Source organism: Martinezella sp. CNPSo 3795 (assembly GCF_057784475.1).
The window spans coordinates 564,142-591,096 of the sequence record NZ_JBXSOQ010000001.1; the positions used below are offsets into that span (position 1 = coordinate 564,142).

Below are 26,955 nucleotides of genomic sequence, written 5' to 3' on the forward strand. Positions count from 1 at the left end.
AAGAAACTCCTCCATGTCATGCCAGTAACGCATGACAATGGAGGTCGTGATGCAAGAGCTTGAAAGCGTAAGAAATGAAATTCCTACGTATGTGATTGATCGCCTCGAAAATGAATGGCGGGTAATGCAGACTCGGAATGTGCAGCTGGAAACCGGGCTGCGGACTGAAACGCCTGCAAATACGGCGCCTGCAACGGGCGATAGTCGCGGATCGCTCGATAAGTAGTATTTATGAATGCAGGAATCGCACTGCTCTCGCAGGCCTGGCGTCGCTATTGAAGGCGTCGCATTCCGCTTTTTCCATGACATTCCAGAAAACGGACCAGCCCCGGCTTATTGCCAGGGCTATCGTTTATTGTCGCGTCGCCGGTTCCTCGTGCGATCGAGATAAGAATAGGTTCAGGCGTCGAGATAACGCTCGGTCAGGCGTGCCCACATCGCCGCACCGACGGTGAGACTTCCGTCGGCGAAATCATATTTGGCGCTGTGGAGAATGGCCGAATTCAAGCCATTGCCGAGGCGCAGGAAGCTGCCGGGCTTATGCTCCAGATAATGGGAGAAATCCTCGCTGCCGGGAATCAGGCCACAGGTGGTGACTTTATCAGCGCCGACGAGCTCCTCGGCAACCATCCGCGCGAATTCCGTTTCCTTCTCCGAGTTGACGACGACCGGATGGCCGTGGACATAGTCGATCTCTGCACTCGCACCATAGCCATCCGCGATAGAAGCCGTCAGCTTGCGAATACGGGCTTCAAGCAGCTCACGCACCTTCGGATCGAAGGAGCGGACCGTGAGTAGCATCTTCGCGCTTTCCGGAATGACATTCGAAGCCTCGCCGGCGTGGATGGCGCCGACGGTCACGACCGCCGTCTGCGTTGGGTCGACACTGCGGGCAACGATCGTCTGCAGACTGACGACGAGGTTGCAGGCGACGACGACGGGATCGATGGTCAGATGCGGGCGTGAAGCATGGCCGCCCTTGCCTGTGATGGTGATCTCAACTGTGTCGGCGGCGGCCATTAGCGGGCCGGAGCGTAGCAGCCACGTACCTTCCGGCGCACCCGGATGATTGTGCAGCCCGTAAATGACGTCGAAGGGAAAGCGTTCGAAGAGGCCATCCTTGATCATCGCGGGAGCGCCGCTGACCGCTCCCGCCTCTTCGGCCGGCTGGAAGATCAGGTTTACAGTACCGTTGAAGCGGCGGGTACGAGCGAGATATTCGGCAGCTCCGAGCAATATGGTGGTGTGGCCATCATGGCCGCAGGCATGCATCTTGCCGGGCACCTTGCTGGCATAGGGCTTACCAGTCTGCTCGGTAATCGGCAGCGCGTCCATATCGGCGCGGATCGCGATGCTCTTCTTGCCGGCACCGACCGTCATGCGCGCAACGACACCATGGCCGCCGACATTGCGCGTCACCTCATAGCCCCAGGCTTCCAGCTTCTCGGCGACGAAACGCGCCGTTTCCGCCTCCTCGAAAGACAGCTCAGGATGGGCGTGCAGATGCTGGCGAATATCTGTCAGTTCGGCCTTCATCGGCTCGAAGTGGGAAAGGCGGGCGAAATCGTTGTCGAGGGTCATGGCTATTCCAATGGTTCGCTTGAGCCGCCATCCGCCATAGAGCGTGCGGGCTTCACTGATGATATCTGTGTCGCGCTAGATGAAGCGCGACAGGAAACTTCTGGTGCGCGGATGCTGCGGATTGCCGATTACATCCTCCGGTTTGCCCTGCTCGACGATCTTGCCGCCGTCCATGAAGACGACACGGTCGGCAGCCTCGCGGGCAAAGCCGATCTCGTGGGTGACGACGATCATTGTGAGGCCCTGTCTGGCAAGGTCACGCATGGTGGCGAGCACTTCGCCGACCAGTTCCGGATCGAGCGCAGACGTCGGCTCGTCGAACAGCATCAGCTTCGGCTTGATCGCCAGCGCTCGGGCGATTGCGACGCGCTGCTGCTGGCCACCCGAAAGCTGGCGCGGATAATTGTTGGCCTTGGCTGACAAGCCAACGCGGTCAAGCAACGCCAGCGCATTTTCCGTCGCCTGCTTCCGGCTCTCGCCATGGATGCCGATCGGTGCCTCGATGACATTCTGCAGCGCCGTCATATGCGGATAGAGATTGAACTGCTGGAACACCATGCCGATCTTGCGCCGCTGCAGCGCGATCGCATGGTTGGAGAGCTTGACTAGCCGGCCCTTGTTCAACCGATATCCGATCTGTTCGCCGTCGACTTCGATCGAACCGCGATTGATTGCTTCCAGATGGTTGATGCAACGCAGAAAGGTCGACTTGCCGGAACCGGAAGGGCCGAGGATGACGACCACTTCGCCTGGCGCCACATCGAGGTCTATGCCTTTCAGAACTTCGAGATGTTCGAAGGACTTGTGGACGTTGCGCGCCTGTACCAGGGGACTGACGTTGATGGCTGAGTTCATGGGAGCGTTCATTGGCCCGCCTCCTGTGCCGGCACGAGCGCGGGCGTGCTCTCCGTTGCCGCCTTCGTCCCACCGGTGCGGCGGTCGGCGCGGCTGTAATAGCGCTCGATATAGCTCTGGCCGATGTTGAGCACCGAGGTAATCAGCAGATACCAGATGACGGCGACGAGCAGCATCGGGATCACTTCGAAGGTGCGGTTGTAGATCGATTGCACGGAATAGAGCAGGTCGGCCATGGCTATGACGCTGACGAGCGAAGTCGCCTTGATCATGCTGATGAGCTGGTTGCCGGTTGGCGGCACGATGGAGCGCATGGCCTGCGGGATGATGATGCGGCGCAGAGCCCGGATTCTCGTCATTCCGAAGGCCTCGGCGGTCTCGAACTGGCCTCTGTCGACGGAAAGCAGGCCGCCGCGAATGATCTCGGCCATATAGGCGGCTTCGTTGAGGGCGAGGCCGGCGATTGCCGCCGTCATCGGGCTGATGACGGAATTCGTGTCCCAGCTGACGAAGGTCGGGCCGAATGGAATGCCGATCGACAGCGTCGGGAAGAGCGTCGAGAGATTGTACCAGAAGATCAGCTGCACGAGCAGCGGCGTACCGCGGAAGAACCAGATGAACAGGGACGCAAGTGTGCTTGCCAGTCTATCCTTCGACATGCGGGCAATCGCCAAAAGCAGGCCGAAGATGATGCCAAGCGCCATGGCGACGACGGTCAGACCGAGCGAGACATAGAGGCCGCTGATGACGACGGGATCGAAGAAGTACTGGGCGACAACATGCCAGCCGAAGTTTTCATTGTGGGCGACCGACCAGGCCCAATAGGCTGCGATCGCAAGCGTGACGACCCAGGCCGTCACACGACCCTTCGGGAACGGCGTGTGGGCATTCGCCACATCCCGTTCCGACGCATCGCCAGAAGGCGATGCGTTGTTTCTGGAATTCGTATTCATTTCGGCAATGTCCCGCCAAGATTGATACCGGGTTCCTTGATCATGTTGTTCTCAAGGCCCCACTTCTTCATGATGGCGGCATAGGTGCCATTGTCCATAAGCAGTTTGACGGCATCCTTGAGGATGGGACCGAGAGGCGAGCCCTTCGGCACGACGGCGCCCTGATAGAGATCCTCGAAGCCGTTCTTCTGGCCGACGCCCGTCAGTTCGAGCTGGCCATTCGCCTGCGAGACAAAATAGGTGAGTGGGGCCTGCGAGGAGAAGAAGGCATCCGAACGCTTGGAGCGGACGGCGAGGATCGAGCTCGGCTGGTCTGTGAAGGACTGGACCTCGATCGCGCCCTTGCCATCCGTCTTGCATTTCTCGGCCTGAACCTGGATCACCTTTTCTGCCGATCCTCCGGCCATGACGGCGATGCGCTGCCCACAGGCGCTGTCGAGCGAGGTGATGCCCTTCGGATTGCCTTTCTGGACGGCGAAGACGACGAATTCCTGTACCCAGTCGACGAAGTCATTGGCTTCCTCGCGGCTCTTGAAATCGCCGATCGGGCCGAAGGCGAATTGATAGCGGCCGGAGTTGATGCCGGCGAGGATCGCAGGCAGCCCGCTGACGCTTTCATGCTCGATCTTCACGCCGAGCACCTCGCCGATCGCATCGGTCAGATCGGCGCTGGCGCCCGTCAACTTGGTGCCGGTGACGATTTCATAGGGAGGGAAGGAGCCGTTGTTGACGGAAATCATCTTGCCCGATGTGCGGATCGCCTCTGGCAGCTTGGCCTGCAGGTCCTTGTTGATCGAAAGTTTCGGCAAGCTCGCATCCTCGGCGAAGGCAGCGCCCGACATCATCAGGCTTGCCAGGGCGACGTAGGTCATTTTCTTCAGCGACATGTTCATTCCCCTTTTTTGCTTTGCGTCTCTGATTTTCAGTTGGTGGTCAGGCAGCGCTCGTCCGGCTGCCGTCGACGTCGAACGGGAAGAGTTCCTCCGGCGTCATGAGCCGGTGCAGGATACCCTGCACATGCAGTTCCCTGGCGAAATCGGCGATCATCTTGCGGTTGGCGGCAAAGCCGCTCGCGTCCCACCCTTCGGGCAGCTCGGTTGCCGATTTCAAGAGTTCGTCGAGCATGAAGGGCGTGGTGTCGGCATATTTGCGCCGCTTGCTGAGCCACATGCGTTGCGATTCATCGATAAGAGCGCTCAGTTCGCCCATGACCCAGGGATGCTCGGCGACGAGCTCGGCCTTCAAGCCGATCAGGTGCATGCCGGGTACATAGCCCACATCGGCAAAATAGCGATGCTCGGCGGCGCGGAAATCCGGCAATAGCTGGCGGAAGCCGGAATTGCCGGCGAAATAGCCATCCGGCATGAAGGGCGTGAAGATTGCGTCGAGTTTGCCTTCCTTCAGCAGATCCACCATCGGCCTTTCGCCAGGTGCTGCCTCAATGCGGCCGGGGCGGCCGAAGCCGTCGAGGCGATCGGTGATCGGATGGGCTTCAGTGAGGCGGCCGGCATACCACATGGCATCTTCGACGCCGACACCTTCGCGCCGTAGTGCTGCCCGAGTCCAGGTATTGCCGGAGTCGCGCCAGCCGGTTACGCCGATGCGCTTGCCGGCGAGCTCGGCAAAGCTTGTGATCGGGCTTTCCTTGGTGGTGATGACGCAGCGATGGCGGAAGCCGCGCATGATGAAATTCGGAATGCCGACGACACTTTCGTCACCGTCGATGCGCATCTGCGTGTAGCGGCTGAAGGACGTTTCCGCCGCGTCATAGGCGTCGCTCTTGCCGACATGCGGGATCAGCGTGCCGACCCGGTCCACTCTAATGTCGAGTTTTGGGGAAGAGACATCGCCCAGGACCAGAGGGGTCATGTAATCCCAGTCACGAAGGGCAAGGCGGAGAGCAAGGGGCATGAAATTCACTCGCAGGAAAACTTGTTTTCTCAACGAGTAAATGTTCAATATAGGTCGATCAAATGTTATTACGTTATTGAACATTAAAAATGGTGCGAAAATGAGCGAAGAGTGGGATGCGAAATGGTTTGCCTCGAAATTGAGCGATCGGACCATTCGCGGCATCGCGCTCGAGACGAGCGCGCTCATCCGAGCCGGTGCCCTACCTGTTGGCACCAAGCTGCCGCCGCTCCGCGACCTGGCCTTTGCCCTTGGTGTGAGCCCGGCTACCCTATCGGAAGCCTGGAGCGAGCTCAGACGCCAGAAGATCATCAGCGGGCGCGGCAGGAATGGCACATGGGTGAGCGGCGACCGCTTCGTCGCCAAGCCGGCACGGCTGGCAAGCGTCGGCGACTACGGTTCCGATGCCCTCAATCTGACGGCAGCCGTTCCCGATGTGCAGCTACTGCCGAAGCTGGAGGCCGCGATGGCCTATGGCGCCTCGGCCGAAAATCTCAACAGCTACGAGCGCAGCCGCATCCTGCCGGAGCTTGAGCGCGAGGTCAGGAAGACATGGCCCTATGAGCCGGAAGCGTTCCTGGCGACCAATGGCGGCTATAATGCCGTCTATACCCTGATCAATGCCTTGGTCATGCCGGGTGCCGCCGTTGCGATCGAGGATCCGACGGGAATGCGGCTTCTCGATATTCTTGAGGATCGGGGCGCCCGCATCATTCCGGTGAAATGTGATGAAGAGGGTCCGCTGCCGGCCTCGCTGGAGGAGGCGCTGAAATATCGCCCGGTCGCCTTCATCTTTCAGCCGCGCATCCATTCCGTCACGGGCCAGAGCGTGAGCCCTGCACGCATGGCAGGGATCGCGGAGATCCTTCGCGACAAGGATACGTTGATCGTCGAAGACGATGGTGTCGCCGACATCTCGATCTCGCCTCGCCATTCCATGGGGCATCTCTTTCCCGATCGGGTCATCCATATCCTGTCATTTTCGAAAACGCATGGGCCGGATCTGCGCCTCGCCGTATTGTCGAGCTCGCGCGCGATCATCGACCAGATCCAATCCTATCGCAGCTTCAGCTCCGGCTGGACCAGCCGCATTCTGCAGGCGGCGGCTGCCTGGTTGCTGCGCGATCCGGCAACGGCATCATGCCTCGATCATGCCCGCAGGACCTATCGGGAACGCCGCGCAGGCCTCATCGATGCGCTTCGCGAGCGCGGCGTCGATGCGTGGCATGGAGAAGGACTATGTGCCTGGGTGCCTGTCTCGTCGGAGCCCTTCGCAATGGTGACGCTTGCCGCCCGGGGCATTGCAGTGCATCCCGGCGCCAAGTTCTCGATCCTGCCCAGCAGCCATTTGCGGGTCGCGACGGCCAAACTCTTGGAGCGGCGCGAATATGTTGCGGATGCCATCGCACTGGCGGCCGTTCACACGTGAAGGGTGGAGCTAATGGCTTGAAGTTGCGCCCAGGCTTTTAGGCGTCTCCCTCCAAGAGGAAGCGTACTTGACGAGGATAGTCGCAAGCCTGGCCGAGATGAGCGAAATGATGGAAATTGCGACGAGATAGATCGCGATGTAGACGGGCTGCGGCAAGTGGATATTACGCATCAGATGCCCGTAGATCTCGGTAAAGCCGCGATGGCACATGTAGATCGGGTAGGAGAGATAGCCGAGAAAGATTCCGAGCCGCTGCAGCCTCTCCGGCAGTTCGAGCATGGTGCCGGCAAGGACGATGAGCGGCGAGATCAGAATGCAGAAGACAAGCGCATATTTCAGCGAATAGGTGGGGAGAAACAGCAAGGCTAAGATCGCCGCGATAGGCAATAGTGCGGCATAGCTGTTCACCGTGCGCCCCAGCACGGTTTTACCTCGAAGCCGATAGATGATCATTCCGAGGGTGAAGGAGAAGAAGACGCGGGCAAGGCCGCCATCCACAGAGTGCCATTCCCAGCCGAGATCGAGCGATTTGTGGAGAAAAACCGAGACGATCAGCATCGCCAGAGATGCGGCGGCAATGAGGATGAGGCTCCGCGTTTTCAGCCTGAACAGCACCAGTGCGAATACCAGATTGGCCAACAGCTCCCAGAACAGCGACCAGGCGGGACCATTCAGCGGGTAGAGCGCCAAGATGTCTCCGGCCGACCGCGTCAGAAAGCTTGGAGAAGGCAGCATGAAGACGGTGGTGAGGATGCTTGCGGCAAGATCGGCCCGCCCGACGCCTGCCGCCTGCCAATGTAGCAGCAATTGCACGAGGCCGTAGACGCTGCCGATCAGGAAGAGCGGATAGAGACGCGCGTATCGTGCCTTCATGAAGGCCAGCACCGTCATGCCGCCATCAAGCTTTTCACCATAGGCCCTGGCGATGACGAAGCCGCTGAGCACGAAGAAGAAATCGACGGCGATATAGGCCGAAGGCGCATAGGGCCTGTCGAGGTGATAGACGACAACGGCGAATGCCGCCAGGCCGCGCATCGCATCCAGGGCGGCATATCTATGTCTCGTCGCATCAGCCGGCATTGATCGAAACCTCGTTGAGCGGAAAGGATTGCGCTTACGCTATCCAGCGGCACGCGCGCCGAAAAATTCGCTTCTCAAATTTCGATCGAGCGGGCGCACCCGCGAAAGATTGCCCAGGAACTGACGGGGACTTGTCAGCACCGACCGGTTCAGGAAATGGGTCCTGATGAGATTGGAGGACTTGCTGTGGGCACCCGCATGGCCGACCCGATAGATCGCGCCGCGGAAAGGCAGCGAGCCGAGCGGCGCGCCGGCGTCTGCAAGCAGCTTGCCGATGCGCACATGGCTGCCGAGCATGGATTTGATATAGTCGATCTCGGCATCCTCGAAGGTCGCCGGCAAACGGTAGAGATCGGAGCGGATGATCAGCGATGTCCCGCAAAAATTGGCGAAGTCGTTGTGATGCATAAGCAGCCGGCCGCCTTCGTTCCAGAGATAGCCGCGGTCGATCTTCCAGCCGTTGGCATCGGGATTTCTAGCGGCGAAATCGACGATATTGGCGCTGACGAAATCATCGTCGTCGACGATCATGAAGAAGCGGGTATCGCGCGCGGACAGCATGCCGCTCAAGACGCGGCGGCCCTTGTCCAGCCGGAACGCATCGTAGACCTTTTCGCGATCGGCACCATCGATGTCGTGGAGCTGGTTCGGCGGGAAGGTCACGCGTTCCGCCGTAAAATTCGGCGGCAGATCCGGCAGATCTGCGCCTTCATTGGCGACGACTACGCCGCGCCAGTTTTTGTTGGACTGCCCGGCGATCGATGCGATCGTTTGCGACAGGCGTCGTTTGAGCGCCGGCCAATCATTGGAATTGGCCTGATGGCGAACGGGAATGATGAACGTGACCAGTGTCATGAGGCGCCTTTCCGACTTGGTATTCTATCGCGGGATCGAATGAGCGTTGTTTCCGTCCTTATTCGGGATGGCGGCTACTATGCCTTCGCGCGACGGCCTTGCAGCGTCGTCCGCACGAGGAAGAGGACCCTTTCCTTGCATAAGAGAAGGATGAGGGCCGAATAGGCGAGGCCACCGACCAGGACTTCGCAGACGAGGCGTTCCGCAAGGGGCCGGTCGATCAGCGCCGACGAGATTGCCAAGACGGCGACAAGCATGCCGAGATAAGCAGCGATAGGTCTTAGGAACTGGCCGAAATATTCCAGAATGCTGAGGCCGATCAATCGCGACACCATCCACAGCGTCACCGGCCAGAGCATCACCACTCCGAGCATGAGTCCGAAGACGACGGTTGTCACCCCATATTGGTGAAGAACGAGCACGGTGAGGATCGAGACGATGTTGCGCACCAGCTGATAGTAGAACCACCAGTCGGATCTGCCCTGGCTGGTAATCAAGGAAGCCTGGATGATGCCGATGCCGGCCATCAGGCCGATGACGCAGAAGAAGCGAACCGGCCAAACGGCGGCAGCCCAGTGCGGCCCGAAGATCAGCGGAATGGCATCGTCGGCGACCGCTGCAAGCCCCATGAAGGCCGGAAAGGACACTAGCGAGCACCCGAAGGTCGCCATGAGGAAGGCTTCACGCACTTTGTCCTTATCATGCTGCAGTGAGGAGAGCAGCACGTGGCTGACCGAATTCAGCCCGCCCGCCACGACATTGTTGAGCATCTCGTAGAGCCGCCGGGCGAAATTATAGATACCGAGAGCAGCCGGGCTTACCAGCGTGCCGATGATCAGCTGGTCGAGATTCATGGTCTGGAGGAAGCGGTTGCCTGAGGCGAAGATGCCGTAATGCAGCAGTTCGCGCAGGCTCGAGAGCTTTACCCTGAAGCCAGGCAGCCATTTCGCCCCCCAGAAAGCGGCGATGCAGGCGGCCGCCGGTGCTGCGATTTGAGCAATCGCAAGCGCCCACAGGCCGAAACCGGCGAAAACCAGCGAAAGACAGATGATCGCCGAAACAGAGGTGGCGATCGCGGTGCGGGCCGCAGCAAGATGGAAGGACATCGTGCGGCCGATCAGGGCATTGGGCACGATGATCATCATGTCGAAGAAGATTTTCAGGCCGATGATCAGCAGCAGTTTGACGATATCGTCATGTCCTAGCCAATGGGCGAGAAACGGCGAAAGCAGAAACAGCGCGGCATAGAGGATGGCTGCGGAGACGAAGGATAGCCAGAAGACCGTATCGAGATGGCTGCGCCGAATGGATTTCTGCTGGATCAGTGCCTCGCCGAAGGCCGTCGGGCCGAAGCCGGAGGCGAAACTGACGATGGCGAAGGCGAGCGCGACCAGGCCGAAATCCTGCGGCAGAAGGAAACGGGAGGTGACGACGAAGACAAGGCTGTTGAGTGCCGTCGGGATAAGCGTATCCAGCGCCGACCAGAAAGCGCCCCTCAATGCGGCCCGCGACCGGTTTTCGCTTAAGTGTTCAAAGACGATTTCATCCGCTTCGGACGCTAGCAATCGCATACCTCGCCGTTTTAGATCTGCAGCGGATGCCGGAGATCCGGCGCCCGCCATTGCCGCTTCGCCATCATTCGATGGAGCAGGACGGCGTGTTGGATGCTTGATCTAGGCCAGCCCCTCGATTTGTCTAGAGAGAATTGTTGCATTGCAACATTGCGTTGCTGAAAGTGATCTCGCGATCAAGGCAAACGCGAATTTTATCACTTCAGAGCGGCGAAAAGCGCCGCCTTCACTGCGCGGCCGAGCGGACTCTTGGCTCGTCCCATTCGATTTCGGGAGCAGCATCGGCTTCATCCAGAGGCTCGTTCATCTCGTAAAGATAGCCTTCGAGCATGTCGCAGGCGCGTTCGTTGGCGCCGATCTTGGCTTCCGTTTCGCTGATGGCGGTGGCGATCGCCTTGATGCGGGCGCGCAGCATGTGTCCGACCACGTCCTTGCCGGGGCGCTTACCGAGCCGGTCGAGATGAAGGCCGATGCGATTGGAGTGTCGCTCGAGCTCGCTCTTGCTGAAATTCGCCTTGCGAATTTCTTCCAGAAGGCTCGCTCGCATCTTGGCGACCGGATCGAATGTGCCGGGTTCCCGCTCGTCCAGCACTATCTCGGTAATCAGCTTTTCGATGGCGACCAGCGCCTGCAAGTCGACGGCATCGGTCAGTTCGACGTCATAGCCGGTATCGTCGAACACCTTGCGGCGAACGGGGTCGAGAAGAAGCTCGTAGGCCTTCTGCAGCTGCGCGAAAGCGTCGGTATCGCCGCCGGAATCCGGATGGGCTGCCTTCGCGCGCTTGCGATAAGCCGCCTTGATCTGCTCTTCGCCCGCATCGCGCGCAACGCCGAGAATATCGTATGGATCAGTCACTCCAACTCCTGCCGCCGCTTGTTCCTGTTTTAAGGCCTGGCCGCTGATATCGCCCGCGCGGTTTAAATGTCCCGCCCGGCCGTTTCAATCGGCTCCGGCGCTATTTGTACCATCACAAAGGCAGAGTTTGGACAAAAAGAGTCCTATGTCAAAGGCGAGCAGCCTCTTCTGTGGAAATTCAGCATCTCAAATCGTTCGGTCGAGCGCGACTGCTTGAGCCGGCAGAGTTGACAATGGTCAGCCTTGTGGAACGTCGGCGTCTTTTGGTGACATAACGGCAATCGGCCCGCTTCGTCGACGGAAGCGGGCCGATCATTCACTGCCTCAGATGCTTAAGCCGCCGAGAACGGCACGGCGACGAAGGTCTTGTTGCCGTCGCGCTCGATCAGAAGCAGCACGGATTTGCGACCATCCTTGCCGGCCTTGGCGACGGCCGTCTGCACCTCATGGGCGTTATGCACCGGCTGGTCGTTGACCGAGACGATGATGTCGCCGGTCTGGATGCCGGCCGCAGCGGCGGGCTTGTCCGGATTGACACTGGCAACGACGGCGCCTTCGACACCATGCGGCAGATTCAGCTGCTCACGCACATCCGGTGTGAGGTTGGCGAGGCCGACACCGATGCTTGGCTGGTTGGACGGCTGCACCTTGCCGTCGCCAGCGTCGTTGGCAGCCTGCTTGCTGTCGTCATTGCCGCCGATGGTGACATTGACGTCCATGCTCTTGCCGTCGCGCCACAGTGTGACCGAACGCTTTTCGCCGGGGGAGAGATCGGCGACCAGCCGCGACAGATCCTTCGGCGTCTTGACGGCCTCGTTGCCGACGGCGGTAACGATGTCGCCGCTCTTGATGCCGGCGCGTGCGGCTGGCGTATCGTCATTGACGCTGGCAACGAGCGCACCCTGGGTCTGCGAGAGGCCCATGGCATTGGCGATATCCGAGGTCACCGGCTGGATGGCGACGCCTAGATAGCCGTGATCGATCGAGCCGTTCTTCTCGAGCTTGGCGACGATCGCCTTGGCCTCGTCGGAGGGAATGGCAAAGCCGACGCCGACGCTGCCGCCATTCGGCGAGTAAATAGCGGTGTTGATACCGACCACATTGCCTTCGCGGTCAACCAGCGGCCCGCCGGAGTTGCCGTGGTTGATGGGCGCATCGATCTGGATGAAATCGTCATAGGGGCCGCTGTGCAGGTCGCGACCGCGGGCCGAGACGATGCCGGCGGTAACGGTCGTGCCGATGCCGAAGGGGTTGCCAATCGCCAGAATCTGGTCGCCAAGCTTCAGCTTGTCGGAATCACCCCAGGCGATTGTGGCGAGCGGCTTCGGCGCGTTGATCTTCAGGACGGCAAGATCGGATTTAGCATCGGCACCCAAAAGCTTGGCGGGCAGCTCGGTGCCGTCATCGAGCGTCACCTTGATGTCGACGGCGTTCTGAATGACGTGGTTGTTGGTGACGATGACGCCGTCCGGGCTGATGATAAAGCCGGAACCGAGCGCCATGGCGCGCTGGTTCTGTTGCTGGTGCGGCATCTGCTTCGGGAACGGGATGCCCTGATTTTCGAAGAATTGCCGGAACTGCTCGTCCATCGGCGAATTGCTTTCGGCACTGGTGTCGGTCGCCTTCATGGTGGTGGTGACGGTGACGACGGCCGGTTTATCGGCGTCGACGATCGGAGCGAAGGAGCCGCCGGGCGCGATGATGCCGGCCGGCTCTGCCGCCGAGGCGAGGGTTGCGGATGTGCTGAAGGCAAAAGGCAATGCGCCGGCGCCGACGATGATAGCGGCACCGACGATGGCGGCTGTGCGATGTTTGCGGAGAAGAGAAGGCATGGCAAAAGTCCCTTGCGAGATCGTTGGCGGTTTGGCAGCCCGTCCATATCGGGGATGGGCTGCGATTGGTCCGCGTCAATTTTGCGAGCGACTTCGTTTCCCATTTTTTACTACGGGAAGCAAAGTATAGATTTGAATTGGCGCTTGGTGTTAATATGATCCGCAAATTAACTTTTACAAATTAAATATTGATCATATTTTTATTGCAAAATTTTAAGATATTACATGAATTTAATGTTGGACGGCCGGAAATTTTCCATATTCAAAGCTGCGCTGCCGGCCAACGCTTGAGGGCCTCTGTTCCAAGCTCCGTCAGCGCGTAGATGCCGCGGTCGATGCGCTCGAACCAGCCATAGACATTATCCCTTAGAATTTGTGGGGCCTTCGGTGCCGCTTCGCGCATATCCTTAGGGCGCTGCACGCCGTTTTCGATGGCGGCGGCGCAGGCAAGGGCCTGTTGGCGGTAGGCGGTCATGATCGGCTTGCGGGTGCTGCCGCCGAGTGCCGGGTCACCCTTGCGCCGGCGATGTTCCTCGACAAGGCGCGATCTGCGCCGTGTGTTCTTGCGCGGCATTGGCGCGATGGGGCTGACGACGATATCCACGACGTCGTTGTCCGATACGGCGAGCATGCCAAAGCCCAGCCGGCGGCACAAGTCGCGGAACCGGCGATCGCCTTCCCGGCCCTTTCCCTTCTTCGAGACGCGGGCGGCGATCCAAACTTCATCGCTGGCAGCTGCGCGATCCACCGCCTGCAGGATGAGTTCGAGATTAAAGGTCATCTTCAGTTCGCAGATGACCACGACCGGCGGCTCGCCATCAGTCACTCCAACGAGGTCGCAGCCGCCGATTTCGCCTTTCACCGCATAGCCGGCGGCTTCGAGAAATGACTTGATGGGGAGATAGAGCGCCGTTTCCAAATCCGCCTCCGGGCTTTGCATGTCCGGACAAGGTTAGCCGATTCGGTTAACCAGACGGTCGATAAAGGTGCGAAGCGGGTCTTGCTGCAAAGGCGAATATTGCAGGCGTGTGAAAAAAAAGGGCCGATGGCGAGGCCCCTCTCACGGGTAGCTTACGCCTTGAAATCCAGCTTGACGTCGCAGGCGCCGATCGAAGCCGGCAACAACGGCTTGCGGATGCGCTGCCCGAATTGCCGCTTGAAACCGAAGATATTGCCGATGAGGCTCTTGGTATAGAGGCCGGGGCCGCTCGAATAGATGCGCCAGCCGCCATCGACGGCGATATCGCCTGCCTTGACGCGCGCCCATTCCGCGGAAGCCTGATAGCGGTCGTCGAAGGCCGCATCGCTGCTGCTGAAATAGGTATTGCGCTGGCGCAGCGACGCATGTTCCACCCGGCCGCTGACTGCGATCGGGTTGGCAAGTGCCAGTGCTGCCCATACGGCCTCTGCATCGTCTTCAAGCGCCAGGGCTTCGCAGTATCGCAGATGCGCATGCACATACATGAGTCCGATCTCGCGGCCGAAGAACGACGAGGATTCGGCACGCCGGAAGAGCTTTTCTGGGCCGCCGGAATAGGTCGCCGGCTTTTCCATCAATCGGACGCCATCCGGGAACAGCAGGTTCTCGCGGATGATCTTCATATGGACATGGCGCTGATCGGGCGTGAACAGGCCGCCGATCATCGGCTGCGTCATCGCGATCAGCGAATAATGCAGGCCCGTGCGCGTATCCTCTGGATGCAGAAGCAATTCGACGCCGTCATGGCTCGGATCGAAGACGCCATAACCGGCAACGATGCCGTCACGCATCAGGAGCCGGTTGAAATCGGCGCGCATGGCGACCGCAGTCGCTTGAAGCGACTGCGCTTCCTCATTGCGGCTGGCAAGCGTCAGGATATTGGCGTAGCGCACCAGCTGCTCGTAAAGAAGTGAAACGGTCCAGCTGCTGACCATCCAATCGCGCAGATGCGGGTCGGCCGGCTGCAGGCTGTCGTTCCAGTCGCCCTCGCCGTAGCGGATGAGGCTCGTGCCCGGCACGAAGCGGCTGCGTACGGTGTTCAGCAGTTTTTCGATGTGATCGGAGATCGTCGCGCGTTCCGACGTCAGCTGCATGGTGTCGTCGGCACGCCACGGCACGGTTTCTGCAAGGAAAGCGATGTCGCCGGTCGCCTCGATATAGTCGCAGAGCGCCTTCAGCGGCCAGACGACGATATCGCCGTGAGCCTCGCCGGCGCGGATGTTGGCATAGGGCTCCAGCATGAACCATTGCGGCCAGTCGCCGCGATCGCGATACTGCTCGGAAAAGAGCGTTGAAAGGATCTGCCGGACTTCTTCGTCATGCTCGTAGGAAAGCAGGAACTCGATCGGCCCCTGGCAGACGTCCCGCGTGCCCCAGGCAGCACCCGTATATTGTTCGAGCCCGTGCGGCACGCTCAAATGCACGATGGCATCATGCGCGATCCAGGGCAGCATGACCGCCTGTGCCGCCACATCGCGGCCATCGCCCTCGATGCGCGCGCTTCGCGTTACATGGCTCCAGAAACGTTGCGCGGGTGCGAGCATCTCTTCGCTCTCGACACCGGCGCTGTAGCGCGCGGCAAGCGCTTCCGCCGCATCCGGATCGGTCATCGAGCCCGTGACGGCAAAGCGTAGTGCCTTCGTCGGGCGCGATTTCAGGGCGATGAACGGGCCGTTGCGGGTGGTGCCATCGGTATAAAGCAGCTCATCGCCGCCAACGGTTTCGAAGGCATCCGGGGTCGACGTGACGAGGTGATAGCCGGCCTTCGGGTAGCGATCCCAGAGCCAGGACGGCTGCGGCCGGAAGGAGATGCGCTTGCCTACCGTATCGATTGCGATGTTCGCCACGGCCTCATAGTCTCGCTCGCCAAGCACGACATAGCCGAAGACGAGGAAACGGCAGGGTTCGCCCTCCACCGAAACGCTCCATTGCATGGCCGGATCGTCGCCAGAGGCGATTGCCGAAACGATGATGGTGCGACCGGGGAGCTTGTAGATCCACCTGGTATCGCTGAGCCCCATTTCGAAGGCGGCGGGCACGCCGAGCAGGCGCCAGCCGTCGCCAAGGTCGACGAGAATGCGCAGGCCGCTCGATCGCGTCATATTGTAGGGATCGCGCGAGACCGAGAACAGCTTATGGAAGGAGGTGTTGCCGATGGTCAGCTGCGCGGCGAAGATGCCCTGCATCCAGCAGGTGGCAGCCAGCGTCTGGTCATCGAGCAGCATATTCTGGCCGCTGCGAACGATGGCGCCGTGGCGGCGAGCCACCAGGCGTTCCTTTTCCTGGAGCACGATGTGCCTGTTATGCACTCCATCCGGCACGAAGAAGGAGAGCAGTTTTCCATCGGCCCGCTCCTCCAACATCCGCTTCGGATAAAGCGTGTCGATGGCGGCCTGATCCAGGCTGCCGCTCTCAGCAAGAGGGGCAGCCTGCACGAGACTGCGTGCCGATTGAGCGGCAGCAATCGTGTCGATCGCCAATTCGCCCTGAAGTTTCGGCAGGCCATCGAGATGGGCAAGGTCGGCATCGCTGGAAGCAGCCGGATGATCGGCGATGAAGAGGCCGAAGAAGGTCGTAGTGGCGGCGCCACCTGCTGCGAGCGAAAGCGGCTTCGACTGGATTGTCGGGCAGGCGACCTCATGCTGGCGGCGCGTGCTCGGCAGGCTGGCGCCGAAATCCGGCACCATGACGCCATCATTGCTCTTGGAGGGCACGAGGAGCTGGATGGCATCGGTCGCGTAAGCCGCGGCACCCTCAAGGCAGCCTTGCGCGAGCCACGGATTTCGCCCGCCGCCCTGCTTGAGATTCTGCCTGACCATAATGACAGGGCCGAAGGCGGCATGGGTGGCGATGTGATGGTCGATATATTGCGAGGCATAGGCCTCGCTGTTCATCAGGAAGCCGCGATCGCCGAGGCCGACATCCTGAACGAGGATGAGATCAGCCGAAAGCATCGCGTTGGTGCTGTTTTCCAGCGAAATTTGCCAGAACCATGCGGTCTGGCTCGGATGCAGCCGGAGGCTGACGGTGTGTCGTACGCCTTCCGTTTCGCCGCTCCAGGAAAAGCCGCTCTTGCCATGGCCGAACTCTACCGTGGCTTTCGGGCCGACGATTTCGGCCGTCGCCGGCTTAGGCCCGCCGATGCGCAGATAGAGCCGGCCAATACCGCCATACACAGGCGATCCGAGCACCTGATTGATCATGACGCCGCCCTGCTGGTCGGCAAAGTCGATCGAAAACAGTGTGCCGTTCGGCAGCGCCGAAGCCGAAAGACCGGCGGTATTGGCGAGCGTGATAAGGCCAAGTTCTTCGCGGCGGGGCGTTTGAAAGCTGCGATTGGTGTCCGAGGACATAAGCGTGATCTCGCTGATTCATGGATCGGATGAGGGGCACTAGATCACAAGGCGGCGCCCGATCATAGGAGGCAATTCGCCATTCACCAGCGCAATCTTTTGTGACGGCCTACGGAAAATACAGGCGCCGATCCGGCGCAATGCGCCGGATCTTTTCTGTGGGAGAGCACCCGGTGTCAGTGGTGCGGGTGCTCCGCAACCTGGTTGGCCGTGCGTATAACAGCCGAAAGATCGGCATCGTCGAAGGCTTCCTTGGAAATGCCTTTGACCTTGAACGTCCTGCTTTCGCCAGGCGCGAGATTGACCAGCATGTCGTCGACTTCGGCATTCGGGCTGATGCGATCGACGAACAGGCAGACATCGCGCAGGAAGGACTGGGCGGTGATGGTGACAGCAATGCCGTCCGGCGTCTGCACGCTCTCGATGTCGAAGCGGGGCTGCGGATATTGCAGCTGCATGTCCTTCTCGAAGAACCACCAGGCTTCTACATCGCCGAGGCGAGCGCGCAGATATTCGCGGCGCGGATCGCCCGGGGTCGCGACCTCGGACGGGATGTCGATATCGGTATTTTCGAAGCGATCGCAGAGGATGCGCCAGACGTGGTGACGGGCGAGCAGCTTGCCGGTGAAATCGAAACGCTCGACCGTGAAGGGCACACGCCAAAACAGGGTCGCGTCATTGACGGCAACGGCGGCCAACCCATCGCCGCGCGGCTGGATGGTGAGGAGATGCGGCGCATAGCTATGCTTCAAGGCATACCAGAGCGGCTTCTTCCTGCCAGCGCCATCGACGGCCGCCCAGGAGGTGACCGGCCAGCAATCGTTGAGCTGCCAGACGATGGTGCCCATGCAGGTCGGCCGATGCGAGCGCATATGGTCGATGCCGTAGCTGATTGCGCGCGCCTGGTTCAGCTGCGTGACGAAGAGCCAGTCGTCGAAATTTTGCGGGTGGGGAAACCAGCCTTCCAGCCCCTGTAGAAGCTTGTCATTGCCGCCTGTTGCCTTCTGGTGATGCAGGACGGCGGGGGAGGCCGGCGCGCGATCCTTCTCACGAACGGATTGGGCAAGCGTTGCGAAGGTCGGTGGCGCCTGCCAGCCGAATTCGGAGCAGAAGCGCGGGATATAATTGCGGTAGGTCTCGTAGCCCACCTCATTCCAGACATCCCAGATGTGCCGGCAGCCGTGCTCGTCGGCATTCGGCGCGATCTCCATCGAGCCGGAATAGGGGCTGCCTGGCCAATAGGGACGGGTCGGATCGATCTCGGCGACCAGCTTCGGCAGGAGGTCGAGGTAGTAGCCGGCGCCCCAGGGGCGATTGCCCAGCATGTCCTGCCAGCCCCAGTCGAAATAGCCCCAGATATTCTCGTTATTGCCGTTCCAAATGACCAGCGAAGCGTAAGGCATGAGCCTTGTGATCGCCTCGCGCGCTTCCGCCTCGATCTCGCTGTAGACCGGCTCTTCTTCGGGATAGGTGGCGCAGGCAAACAGGAAATCCTGCCAGACCATGATGCCGGCGGCATCGCATTCCTCGTAGAACGTATCGGTCTCATAGATGCCGCCGCCCCACACGCGCAGCATATTCATATTGGCATCCCGGGCCTGGGCGATCCGCTCGCGATAGCGTTCGCGTGTCACGCGCGGCAGGAAGCAATCGTCGGGAATCCAGTTGGCGCCGCGGGCAAAGACCGGCACATCGTTGACGACGAGGGTGAAGGCGGAGCCGACTTCGTCGGGCGTCGTATCCAACCGCACGGAGCGGAAGCCGACGCGCCGCTTCCAGCCGTCAAGCGCCGCACCATCCGAGCCGAGCAACTGCAGGTCGAGATCGTAAAGCGGCTGACCGCCCATGCCGTGCGGCCACCAGACCTGCGGATTGTCGATGCGGCATTCGATCAGCGCGTGGGTCTCCCCCTGCGCGACGCGCACTTCCGCGCGCTTGCCGCCGACGGAGAGCACGAGCGCCACGCTATCCGTGCCCTTGTCAGCCCATTCGATTTCGACATGCAGGCGCGCGACGCCCTGGCTGCCTTGCAGGGTGATTTCCGGGCGGATGCTGCCGAGACGGGCCTTCGACCAGCTCTCGATCAGGATCGGTTTCCAGATGCCCGAAGTGACGACGGTCGGGCCCCAGTCCCAGCCGAAGTTGCAGGCCATCTTGCGGATGAGATTGCTTGGGCCGGGATAGTTCTGGGGAATATCGGCGGCGCTGCCCAGCTGCTTGCGGACTTCCTCGCCATGTTCATAGGCGGATTGGAAATCGACGATCAGCTCGTTGCGGCCGCTTTTCAGATGATCGCTGATGCCAAAGCGGTAGCTGCGATGCATGTTGCGGGTTTCGCCAAGCAAACTGCCGTTCAGTTCCAGGCGCGCGGCAGTGTCGAGGCCGAGGCAGGAAAGATCGATGCGCTCGGCGTCCTCGCCGTCCCAGTCGAAGGCCAGACGATAACGCCAGGCGGCGCGGCCGATCCAGTCCTGCGAGATTTCGTTGACGTCGAGATAGGGATCGGTGATCAGCTGCGCCGCCATCAGGTCGAGATGAACGTTGCCCGGCACGGTCGCGGGAATCGAATTGGGCAGGGCCGGTGCGCTGGAGGGCGCGCGAAGGCGCGAGATGGTCCAGCCGGTGTCGAGCGTCTGTCTTTTCATGTCATGTATCCGTGATGAAATGGATGTCTCAAACAGCCTTTGGCGCGATGAACTGCAGGCCCGCCTGCAGGTGGCGGTTCATGTGATAGGCGTAAGCGATTCGATCCCGTTGTTCCAACGCTTCGATAATGGCGCGATGGTCATGATAGGCGCTGTCGACGGCCTCGCGTGAGCGCTTTCCCGCCTCCATCAGCCGCTGCAACAATGGCTGCAGAATGCCATAGACTTGTGACAGGGTCTGATTGCCGGCGAAGCCGACAAGGGTGGCATGAAACCTGAAATCCAGTTCCGCAGCTTCGGCCAATGTCGATGCGGCCTTCATCGCGTCGTTGATGGAGCGCAGCCTGTCGACGGCGACTTCATCAAGCGTTTCGAACAGAAGATCGCTGAGATTGACCTCGATGAGGCGACGAAATCCCTGGATATCGAGAAAGCTCTCCGCCGAGATGTCGATAGCGAAGGAGAAGAGGTCCATCAGTGCCTGCTGGCGGCGGTCCGTAATCACCGCGCCGACCTTCTGGCGGCTTTCGACAATGCCATAGGCCTTCAGGATGCGGATCGCTTCGCGCACCGTATTGCGGCTGGTATTGAACATGGAAGCGAGCTCGGCTTCCGAGGGCAGTGCGTCTCCGAGACCGAGATTGCGCTCGCGCATCAGTCGCCGCAGCGCGTCGACCACCTGATCGACCGCGGAACCTCTATCCTCGATATCAGCGGTATCCACCACCGTCTCTCCTCCGTTGTTGAAAGCATATTGTTGGTCAATAGTGGCGTCAAGCGACCAAAGATGATGGACATTTCGCTTTTCAGCGGTATTTTGACCGACAAATGGAGGGGACATCATATGGAAAGCTGCTGGCGGTGGTTCGGCCCGAAGGATCTCGTTCCGCTCTTGCATGCGCGCCAGGCCGGCGCGACAGGCATCGTCACGGCATTGCATGAAGTCTCGCATTCGCGCGTCTGGACGCCGGCCGAAATCGAGGCGCGAAAGGCGCTGGTGGAAGCGGCGGGGTTGCGCTGGAGCGTCTGTGAATCGATCCCGGTACCAAACGCGATCAAGCTCGGCGGGGCAGGAGCAAAGGCTGCGATTGGTGTCTGGAAGGACAGTCTCGCCCATCTCGCCCGCGCTGGCATCAAAACCGTCTGCTACAATTTCATGCCGGTCGTCGACTGGACGCGTACGGATCTGCGCTTCGAAATGCCGACCACCGCGCTCGCATTGCGTTTCGACATGGCGGAGTTCGTTGCCTATGATGTCTTCGTCCTGCGCAGGCAAGGTGCGGAAGAAAATTATGCGCCGGACCTGCTGCGGCGTGCCGAGGAGCGGCTGAAAGGGCTCTCGCCGGAGGCCGTGCAACGGCTGGAGAATAACATCATCGCCGGTCTTCCTGGCGGCGAAGACAGCTATGGCCGCGATGCCATACGCTCGGCCATCGCACTCTTCGACGGTATGACGGCTGAGGATCTCCAGGCCAATCTCGAAGCCTTTCTGCACGAGATCGTGCCAGTTGCCGCAGAGCTCGGTGCGAGACTTGCGATTCACCCCGACGATCCGCCCATCTCGCTTTTTGGCCTGCCCCGCGTCGTCTCGACGGCGTCGGATCTGCGCCGCATCCTCGGCAATGTCGACGATCCGGCCAACGGTTTGACGCTCTGTGTCGGATCTCTCGGCTCTCGCGCCGACAATGATGTGTTTGCTATCGCAAGCGAATTTGCCTCGCGCATCAATTTCGCGCATCTGCGCGACGTTGCGCTCGAAGCCGATGGTTCATTCGTGGAGGCCTCCCATTTGGAGGGGCGCAGCGATATGTATGCCATCCTGCGCACATTGCTCACGGAGGAGGCACGGCGTCGCAAGGAAGGCCGGGAAGACCATATGATCCCGATGCGGCCGGACCACGGACATCTGATCGGCGACGATATCGATAAGCCGACCAATCCCGGCTATTCCCTCATCGGCCGCTTGAAAGGTCTTGGCGAACTTCACGGCGTCATCCATGCGATCGGCAAAGCAGGGCTTTGAACCTCACGGCATTTGCCGTCCCATGTCGGTGAAAAGGGGCGGAGGAATAAAGCCTGCTGTTGCATATTCGATAGGCTTTTGCCTAAAGTTTAACCTTGTTACAATTTTGATTTTATTTAGTTTTCTCGTCTATCAATGTCCAATTCGCTGATCTTCAAACTCGAATTGGCAAGGTCGACCTTCCTATGAATTCCGTTTGGCCCGACGCCCCGAACGACGATTTTCGGTCACTTTTCAAGACGCATCCGTCTCCGATGTGGGTCTATGATCCCGAGACGCTGAAATTCCTGATCGTCAACGATGCCGCCCGCGATCTCTATGGCTATAGCCTCGCTGCTTTTGCGGTCATGACCGTCCTTGATATCCGGCCTCCGGAAGAGCGCGAACGCATGCTCGATGCGGTGCACCACCGCACCGACATCGAGACGGCGCAACGCTGGACGCATCTGAAGGCGGATGGCGAGACATTCGAGGTTCTGACCTATGGGCGGGAAATCCGCTTCGACGGCAAGATGGCGATTCTGGCGATCGTGCAGGACCGCACCGAGGTCAATGCGGCACGGCGGCAGGTCGATGCCACCCAGTCGCTGCTGGACAGCATCGTCGACAATCTCCCCGTCGGCGTTTTCGTCAAGGACATGGAGCGGGATGGTCGTTATATCCTGTTCAATGAGGCGTGCGGCGCCATCGTCGGGCAGGCAGCACCAGATGTGATCGGCAAGTCGGATCGTGCGATATTTTCCGATGAGCAGACGGCGCTTTTCCGGGAGCAGGACAAGCTTGCCTTCGAAACCGCCGAAACCGTCTACTTCGAGGAAACCATTCACACGGTGGACGGCGTATTGCGTATCCTGAAGACAGCGAAACGGGCGCTTCCCGCCCCGTCAGGGCAAGCGCCGCGCTATGTTCTCGGCATTTCCCAGGATGTGACCGAGGAGCGCAGCGTCGAGGCAAGGCTTGCGCATCTTGCCATGCATGATTCCTTGACCGGGCTTCCGAACAGAGCTTTCTTTTCCGAGAACATCGTGCGGCAGGTGGCTGCTGCGAGGCCGGAAAAGCCAATCGCGCTGCTCTATATCGATGTCGATCATTTCAAGCATATTAATGACAGCAAGGGCCATGCCGCCGGCGACATGCTCCTGCGCCAGGTTGCCGAACGCCTCCAGCAGCTTGCCGAGAGGAGCGATCTGGTCGCGCGCCTGGGTGGCGACGAGTTCGCGCTGGTTTTACGGATGACGGATGCCGGGCGAGCGCGCCGCTTCGCCGACCTGTTGTTGCAATCGCTGTCGGCACCCTTCGATCTCGATGGCGTCCGGGAACATGTGACCTGCAGCATCGGCATTGCCATTGCGCCCGAGCACGGCAACGATGCTGACGTGCTGATGCGGGACGCGGATCTGGCGCTCTATGCCGCCAAGACGAGCGGCCGTTCGACCTATCGGTTCTACCAGACGGAGATGCGGCTCGAAGCTGAACGGCGCCATCAGCTCACGCTGGAGCTTCGTGAGGCGTTGCAGAACGACGAATTCGAACTTCATTACCAGCCGATCATTCGTCTGGACGAAGATACTCTCTCCGGCTTCGAAGCTCTGATCCGCTGGCGCCATCCGAAGCGCGGACTCATCTCGCCGGCAGAATTCATCCCCATCGCCGAAGAAACGGGGATGATCGTTCCGATCGGCGACTGGGTGCTGAGGGAAGCTTGCCGGACCGCCATGGAGTGGCCCGGCAACCTGAAAGTGGCAATCAATCTCTCCGTCTATCAATTCCGTCATTCGAGCCTGCTGGCCACCGTCGTTTCAGCACTGAGCGAGACAGGTCTTTGTCCCGGACGCCTGGAGATCGAGGTCACGGAATCCATCCTGCTTTCCGAGGTCGAGCAAAGCTTATCGCTGCTGCGTGCCCTCAAGGAGCTCGGTATTCGCATCGCGATCGATGATTTCGGCACGGGCTATTCCTCGCTCAGCTATCTGCGCTCCTTCTCTTTCGACAAGATCAAGCTCGACCGCAGTTTCGTCGCCGGCATGGATGCCGATCCCGGTAATCTTGCCATCGTGCGGGCCGTAGTTGGCATCGCCTCCGGCTTCAATGCGGTCACATTGGCTGAAGGCATCGAGACGGAGGCTCAATTGGCAAAATTGCGAGCCGAGGGCTATCACGAGGTGCAGGGTTTCCTGCTCGGCCGGCCAATGTCACGCGAGGATGCCCTGGCGCGAATTCTCCGTGAGGCCTATCCCGCCCCGACGTTACGTGCCCGAAAACCAGCGCATGTATGACCGCCGAAACCTTCGGGCGGCCGTCGCAATTAATAACCAAAAAAATTTGGTACCTTGTTGTCGGGAAGGGTGGTTGACCAACGTCCTTGGATCAGCCCCGACAAGGGCGCGACACAAAGAACCGTTCCAAGGAGACCAACATGAGTGATGCAACAGAACAGTCCCAGCAGCCGCGCGTGCCGGTTCGCGGCGGCGTCGTAGCCTATCTGACGGTAGATGGCGCTGTGAAGGCAGCCGAATTCTACAAGCGCGCCTTCGGCGCCGAGCAGGCCTTCATGTATCCGGTCGATGAAAAAGGCCGGACCATGCATATTCATCTCTACATCAACGGCAGCTCGGTCATGCTCGGCGACGCTTTTCCGGAATACGGCCATGCGCTGGAAAAGCCGCAGTCCTTCACGATGCAGCTTGTCGTCGATGACCTCGATTTCTGGTGGAAGCGTGCCGTCGATGCGGGAGCGGAAGTGGTCGTCGAGCCGCAGGTTATGTTCTGGGGCGATCGCTGGGGCCAGCTGCGCGATCCATTCGGCGTCGCCTGGGCGATGAATGCGCCGGTCAACGGCTGACGATATAATGCCCTCGGTGTTTGTGGCGCCGAGGGCATTTCTTTTGGTCCGGCTGCGAAGACGCTATTCTGCAAGCAGGGTCCGCGAGAGAGGATGCTCAGCGTCCGTAAGGCCGTCCAGAACCGAATAGTGATGCTTGTCGGGCTCCACCACGACCTCGGTCGCCGCGCCGAGCCCGGTCCAGATATTGGCGAGCAGCGCATTCTGGCGGACGAATTCGGCGCGCTCGGCACCGCCAGCCCAACAGGTTAGGCGAATGTTGTCGACCGGCTCGAGGAGAGCCGGGCTTTCGGTCCTTGCTTCGGCGTCGTCGATCTGAAGCTGCGCGTTCATGCTGCGCTTCATGATCGGGCGCAGATCATGAAGGCCGGAAATGGCAAGCACATGGCGAATGCGTTTGCGGATTGTCTCGTTCAGCGGCGATGTCGTTGTCATCATGCGGGCGACAAGCTGACCGCCCGCCGAATGGCCGGTCAATACGATGGGTCCGCTGACGAGTTCAGCCGCTTTCGTGATCGCGGAGGCGATTTCCTTGCCGATCCCGGCGATGCGATTTTCCGGGCAAAGCGTATAGGACGGGATCGCAACCGCGTATCCTCTGATAATTGAGCCTGCTGCAAAGTGCGACCAGTAGCTTTTGTCCAGTTGCAGCCAGTAACCGCCATGGACGAAAACCACCAATCCCTGCGGCTGGCTTTCGGGCAGAAAGAGATCGAAGCGATTGCGCTCCGCAGGACCATAGGCCAGATCGAGTTTCGCGCGTCCCGCGGTCGTCAGCCTGTCACGGAAGGATTTTGCCGGCTCGACCCAGGCGGCTGGCCAGTGATCGCCGTCGACGATATAGGCGCCATTGGTATAGGCTGCGTCCCAATCGGTGACCCTGAAATAGCTCATGTTCAGCTTCCTCTCTCCAGCTGCCGACGCCTGTAGATCAGGTCACGGCCGCGCGCACCGCAAAGCGTGCGTCCTTCCATGATCCGCTGCTCAGGATTTCCTCAAGCACCGTCACGGCGCGCCATACGTCATGATAACCGACATAGAGCGGCGTAAAGCCGAAGCGCAATGTCGACGGGGCGCGGAAATCGCCGATGACGCCGCGTTCGATCAGCGCCTGCATGACCTCATAAGCATTGCTGTGGATGAAGGACACCTGGCTGCCGCGCTTTTCGCTGTCGCGCGTCGTCTCGAGTTCCACACCATATTGGCCGCATTTGGCTTCGACCAAACGGATGAAGAGATCGGTCAGCGCTATGCTTTTCCGGCGCAGCGCGTTCATGTCCACCTCATCCCAGATGGAGAGCGCTCCTTTCAGAGCCCGCAAGGAGAGGATCGGCTGCGTGCCGCAGAGAAAACGCTTGATGCCGGCATCGCCGTCGAAGCTTTGTTCGAAGGCGAAGGGACGGGCGTGGCTCCACCAGCCACTGAGCGGCTGGACGATCGATGCGTGATGACGCTTCGCCGCGTAGATGAAGGCCGGCGCGCCCGGGCCGCCATTCAGATATTTGTACGTGCAGCCGACGGCGAAATCGGCACCGGCACCGTCGAGATCGACGGGCAGGGCGCCGGCGCTGTGACACAGATCCCAGATGACGAGTGCGCCCGCTGCCTGGATGCGCTTCGTCAGTGCCACCATGTCGCGCAGTTCGCCGCTCTTGTAGTTGACATGATTGACGAGAACGACGGCGACGGTCTCATCGATCAATTCCTCGATGGTGTCGGCATCGCGGCCTTCGAGGCGCAGCGTGACACCTGGGCGCGTCGAAACGACGCCTTCGGCCATGTAGAGATCGGTCGGGAAACTGTCGCCCTCCGCCACGATCACGTTGCGATCCGGTCGCATCGCGAGCGCCGCATGAAGTGTCTTGTAGATGTTGATCGAGGTGGAGTCGGTCACGACAGTCTGCCCTTCGGCAGCGCCGATCAGTCTGCCGATACGATCACCGAGTTCCAGTGGCAGATGAAACCACCCGGCGCTGTTCCAGCTGCGGATCAGGCCATTGCCCCATTCTTCCATGGCGGCCTGGCGCACTTCGGCAAAAACCTCGTGCGAGGCCGCGCCGAGCGAATTGCCGTCGAGATAGATGACGCCAGCGGGCAGGGCGAAGCGGCTGCGGAAGACGCGCAGCGGGTCGGCCTCGTCCATGGCCTCGACGGCCGCGAGATCGGGAAGGCTATCCATGATGTCGTTGC

The 26,955-nt window shown here is 60.3% G+C and carries 20 protein-coding genes; 4 read left to right on the top strand and 16 right to left on the bottom strand.

All coding sequences use genetic code 11. The annotated features are described in order from the left end of the window. Window positions 1–399 precede the first annotated feature (399 nt). From AC13QY_RS02665 to AC13QY_RS02685, 5 genes are all read right to left on the bottom strand, one after another. Complete coding sequence (locus tag AC13QY_RS02665) at window positions 400–1,581, bottom strand: M20 aminoacylase family protein (protein WP_113350556.1); 1,182 nt, start codon at window positions 1,579–1,581, stop codon at window positions 400–402. 75 nt (window positions 1,582–1,656) lie between these two features. Next, a complete protein-coding gene (locus AC13QY_RS02670; RefSeq protein ID WP_442966485.1) occupies window positions 1,657–2,448 on the bottom strand; it encodes an amino acid ABC transporter ATP-binding protein in 792 nt (263 codons plus the stop codon). Further along, a complete protein-coding gene (locus AC13QY_RS02675) occupies window positions 2,445–3,389 on the bottom strand; it encodes an amino acid ABC transporter permease (protein WP_113350555.1) in 945 nt (314 codons plus the stop codon). Before AC13QY_RS02675 ends, AC13QY_RS02670 begins: the two co-directional genes overlap by 4 nt. Next, complete coding sequence (locus tag AC13QY_RS02680) at window positions 3,386–4,276, bottom strand: ABC transporter substrate-binding protein (protein ID WP_113329823.1); 891 nt, start codon at window positions 4,274–4,276, stop codon at window positions 3,386–3,388. Before AC13QY_RS02680 ends, AC13QY_RS02675 begins: the two co-directional genes overlap by 4 nt. A gap of 46 nt (window positions 4,277–4,322) precedes the next feature. Continuing rightward, on the bottom strand, window positions 4,323–5,300 hold the full coding sequence (locus AC13QY_RS02685; RefSeq protein WP_113351031.1) for an ABC transporter substrate-binding protein: 978 nt from the start codon (window positions 5,298–5,300) through the stop codon (window positions 4,323–4,325). 100 nt (window positions 5,301–5,400) lie between these two features. Here AC13QY_RS02685 and AC13QY_RS02690 point away from each other — a divergent pair, with 100 nt between their 5' ends. Beyond that, window positions 5,401–6,729: an aminotransferase-like domain-containing protein gene (locus AC13QY_RS02690; protein WP_113350554.1), complete on the top strand. Its 1,329-nt coding sequence runs from the start codon at window positions 5,401–5,403 to the stop codon at window positions 6,727–6,729. Window positions 6,730–6,738: 9 nt separating this feature from the next. Here the strand turns inward: AC13QY_RS02690 and AC13QY_RS02695 are convergent, their stop codons facing one another. The 9 genes from AC13QY_RS02695 to AC13QY_RS02735 all read right to left on the bottom strand — a co-directional run bounded on the left by AC13QY_RS02695 (window position 6,739) and on the right by AC13QY_RS02735 (window position 20,624). After that, window positions 6,739–7,809 (bottom strand): acyltransferase family protein, encoded by a 1,071-nt coding sequence (locus AC13QY_RS02695; protein ID WP_488492714.1) that lies wholly within the window; start codon window positions 7,807–7,809, stop codon window positions 6,739–6,741. A gap of 39 nt (window positions 7,810–7,848) precedes the next feature. Then, window positions 7,849–8,664 carry a galactosyl transferase gene (locus AC13QY_RS02700; RefSeq protein WP_113350552.1) on the bottom strand — a complete coding sequence of 272 codons (816 nt, stop codon included), beginning with the start codon at window positions 8,662–8,664 and terminating at the stop codon, window positions 7,849–7,851. A 77-nt stretch (window positions 8,665–8,741) separates the two neighbouring features. After that, window positions 8,742–10,235: a lipopolysaccharide biosynthesis protein gene (locus AC13QY_RS02705; RefSeq protein ID WP_152093231.1), complete on the bottom strand. Its 1,494-nt coding sequence runs from the start codon at window positions 10,233–10,235 to the stop codon at window positions 8,742–8,744. A gap of 226 nt (window positions 10,236–10,461) precedes the next feature. Continuing rightward, window positions 10,462–11,091, bottom strand: coding sequence for a DnaJ domain-containing protein (locus AC13QY_RS02710; RefSeq protein ID WP_113329703.1), 630 nt, complete (start codon window positions 11,089–11,091; stop codon window positions 10,462–10,464). 332 nt (window positions 11,092–11,423) lie between these two features. Further along, complete coding sequence (locus AC13QY_RS02715; RefSeq protein WP_152093232.1) at window positions 11,424–12,923, bottom strand: DegQ family serine endoprotease; 1,500 nt, start codon at window positions 12,921–12,923, stop codon at window positions 11,424–11,426. A gap of 262 nt (window positions 12,924–13,185) precedes the next feature. Further along, the gene (locus AC13QY_RS02720; protein ID WP_113350550.1) at window positions 13,186–13,842 is read right to left on the bottom strand and encodes a DUF2161 domain-containing phosphodiesterase; all 657 of its coding nucleotides are present in this window, start codon (window positions 13,840–13,842) and stop codon (window positions 13,186–13,188) included. Between the two features lie 152 nt (window positions 13,843–13,994). Further along, entirely contained in the window at window positions 13,995–17,255 is a 3,261-nt protein-coding gene (locus tag AC13QY_RS02725; protein ID WP_488492715.1) for a GH36-type glycosyl hydrolase domain-containing protein, read from the bottom strand. 176 nt (window positions 17,256–17,431) lie between these two features. After that, window positions 17,432–19,900 carry a glycoside hydrolase family 2 protein gene (locus tag AC13QY_RS02730; protein ID WP_488492716.1) on the bottom strand — a complete coding sequence of 823 codons (2,469 nt, stop codon included), beginning with the start codon at window positions 19,898–19,900 and terminating at the stop codon, window positions 17,432–17,434. Window positions 19,901–19,928: 28 nt separating this feature from the next. After that, entirely contained in the window at window positions 19,929–20,624 is a 696-nt protein-coding gene (locus tag AC13QY_RS02735) for a FadR/GntR family transcriptional regulator (protein ID WP_233788579.1), read from the bottom strand. 120 nt (window positions 20,625–20,744) lie between these two features. On the opposite strand from AC13QY_RS02735, the gene uxuA reads away from it, so the two are divergent. The 3 genes from uxuA (at window position 20,745) to AC13QY_RS02750 (ending at window position 24,765) form a co-directional block, all read left to right on the top strand. Continuing rightward, a complete protein-coding gene (uxuA, locus tag AC13QY_RS02740) occupies window positions 20,745–21,923 on the top strand; it encodes a mannonate dehydratase (protein WP_113351030.1) in 1,179 nt (392 codons plus the stop codon). 185 nt (window positions 21,924–22,108) lie between these two features. After that, a complete protein-coding gene (locus AC13QY_RS02745) occupies window positions 22,109–24,199 on the top strand; it encodes a putative bifunctional diguanylate cyclase/phosphodiesterase (RefSeq protein ID WP_113350546.1) in 2,091 nt (696 codons plus the stop codon). Window positions 24,200–24,339: 140 nt separating this feature from the next. Beyond that, window positions 24,340–24,765 carry a VOC family protein gene (locus AC13QY_RS02750; protein WP_069610406.1) on the top strand — a complete coding sequence of 142 codons (426 nt, stop codon included), beginning with the start codon at window positions 24,340–24,342 and terminating at the stop codon, window positions 24,763–24,765. Window positions 24,766–24,828: 63 nt separating this feature from the next. On the opposite strand, the gene AC13QY_RS02755 is transcribed toward AC13QY_RS02750, so the two are convergent. Both AC13QY_RS02755 and kynU read right to left on the bottom strand, forming a co-directional pair. Next, window positions 24,829–25,659, bottom strand: a complete 831-nt coding sequence (locus tag AC13QY_RS02755) for an alpha/beta hydrolase (protein ID WP_113350545.1) — start codon at window positions 25,657–25,659, stop codon at window positions 24,829–24,831. A gap of 37 nt (window positions 25,660–25,696) precedes the next feature. Beyond that, entirely contained in the window at window positions 25,697–26,944 is a 1,248-nt protein-coding gene (gene kynU, locus AC13QY_RS02760; protein WP_113350544.1) for a kynureninase, read from the bottom strand. Window positions 26,945–26,955: the final 11 nt, after the last annotated feature.

Bases quoted from the DNA above. Each gene is read 5' to 3' on its own strand.
- AC13QY_RS02705 (WP_152093231.1), bottom strand. From the start codon at position 10,235: ATGCGATTGCTAGCGTCCGAAGCGGATGAAATCGTCTTTGAACACTTA.
- AC13QY_RS02750 (WP_069610406.1), top strand. From the start codon at position 24,340: ATGAGTGATGCAACAGAACAGTCCCAGCAGCCGCGCGTGCCGGTTCGC.
- AC13QY_RS02675 (WP_113350555.1), bottom strand. From the start codon at position 3,389: ATGAATACGAATTCCAGAAACAACGCATCGCCTTCTGGCGATGCGTCG.
- AC13QY_RS02665 (WP_113350556.1), bottom strand. From the start codon at position 1,581: ATGACCCTCGACAACGATTTCGCCCGCCTTTCCCACTTCGAGCCGATG.
- kynU (WP_113350544.1), bottom strand. From the start codon at position 26,944: ATGGATAGCCTTCCCGATCTCGCGGCCGTCGAGGCCATGGACGAGGCC.
- AC13QY_RS02730 (WP_488492716.1), bottom strand. From the start codon at position 19,900: ATGAAAAGACAGACGCTCGACACCGGCTGGACCATCTCGCGCCTTCGC.
- AC13QY_RS02755 (WP_113350545.1), bottom strand. From the start codon at position 25,659: ATGAGCTATTTCAGGGTCACCGATTGGGACGCAGCCTATACCAATGGC.
- AC13QY_RS02695 (WP_488492714.1), bottom strand. From the start codon at position 7,809: ATGCCGGCTGATGCGACGAGACATAGATATGCCGCCCTGGATGCGATG.
- AC13QY_RS02690 (WP_113350554.1), top strand. From the start codon at position 5,401: ATGAGCGAAGAGTGGGATGCGAAATGGTTTGCCTCGAAATTGAGCGAT.
- AC13QY_RS02700 (WP_113350552.1), bottom strand. From the start codon at position 8,664: ATGACACTGGTCACGTTCATCATTCCCGTTCGCCATCAGGCCAATTCC.
- AC13QY_RS02670 (WP_442966485.1), bottom strand. From the start codon at position 2,448: ATGAACGCTCCCATGAACTCAGCCATCAACGTCAGTCCCCTGGTACAG.
- AC13QY_RS02685 (WP_113351031.1), bottom strand. From the start codon at position 5,300: ATGCCCCTTGCTCTCCGCCTTGCCCTTCGTGACTGGGATTACATGACC.
- AC13QY_RS02745 (WP_113350546.1), top strand. From the start codon at position 22,109: ATGAATTCCGTTTGGCCCGACGCCCCGAACGACGATTTTCGGTCACTT.
- AC13QY_RS02715 (WP_152093232.1), bottom strand. From the start codon at position 12,923: ATGCCTTCTCTTCTCCGCAAACATCGCACAGCCGCCATCGTCGGTGCC.
- uxuA (WP_113351030.1), top strand. From the start codon at position 20,745: ATGGAAAGCTGCTGGCGGTGGTTCGGCCCGAAGGATCTCGTTCCGCTC.
- AC13QY_RS02680 (WP_113329823.1), bottom strand. From the start codon at position 4,276: ATGTCGCTGAAGAAAATGACCTACGTCGCCCTGGCAAGCCTGATGATG.
- AC13QY_RS02725 (WP_488492715.1), bottom strand. From the start codon at position 17,255: ATGTCCTCGGACACCAATCGCAGCTTTCAAACGCCCCGCCGCGAAGAA.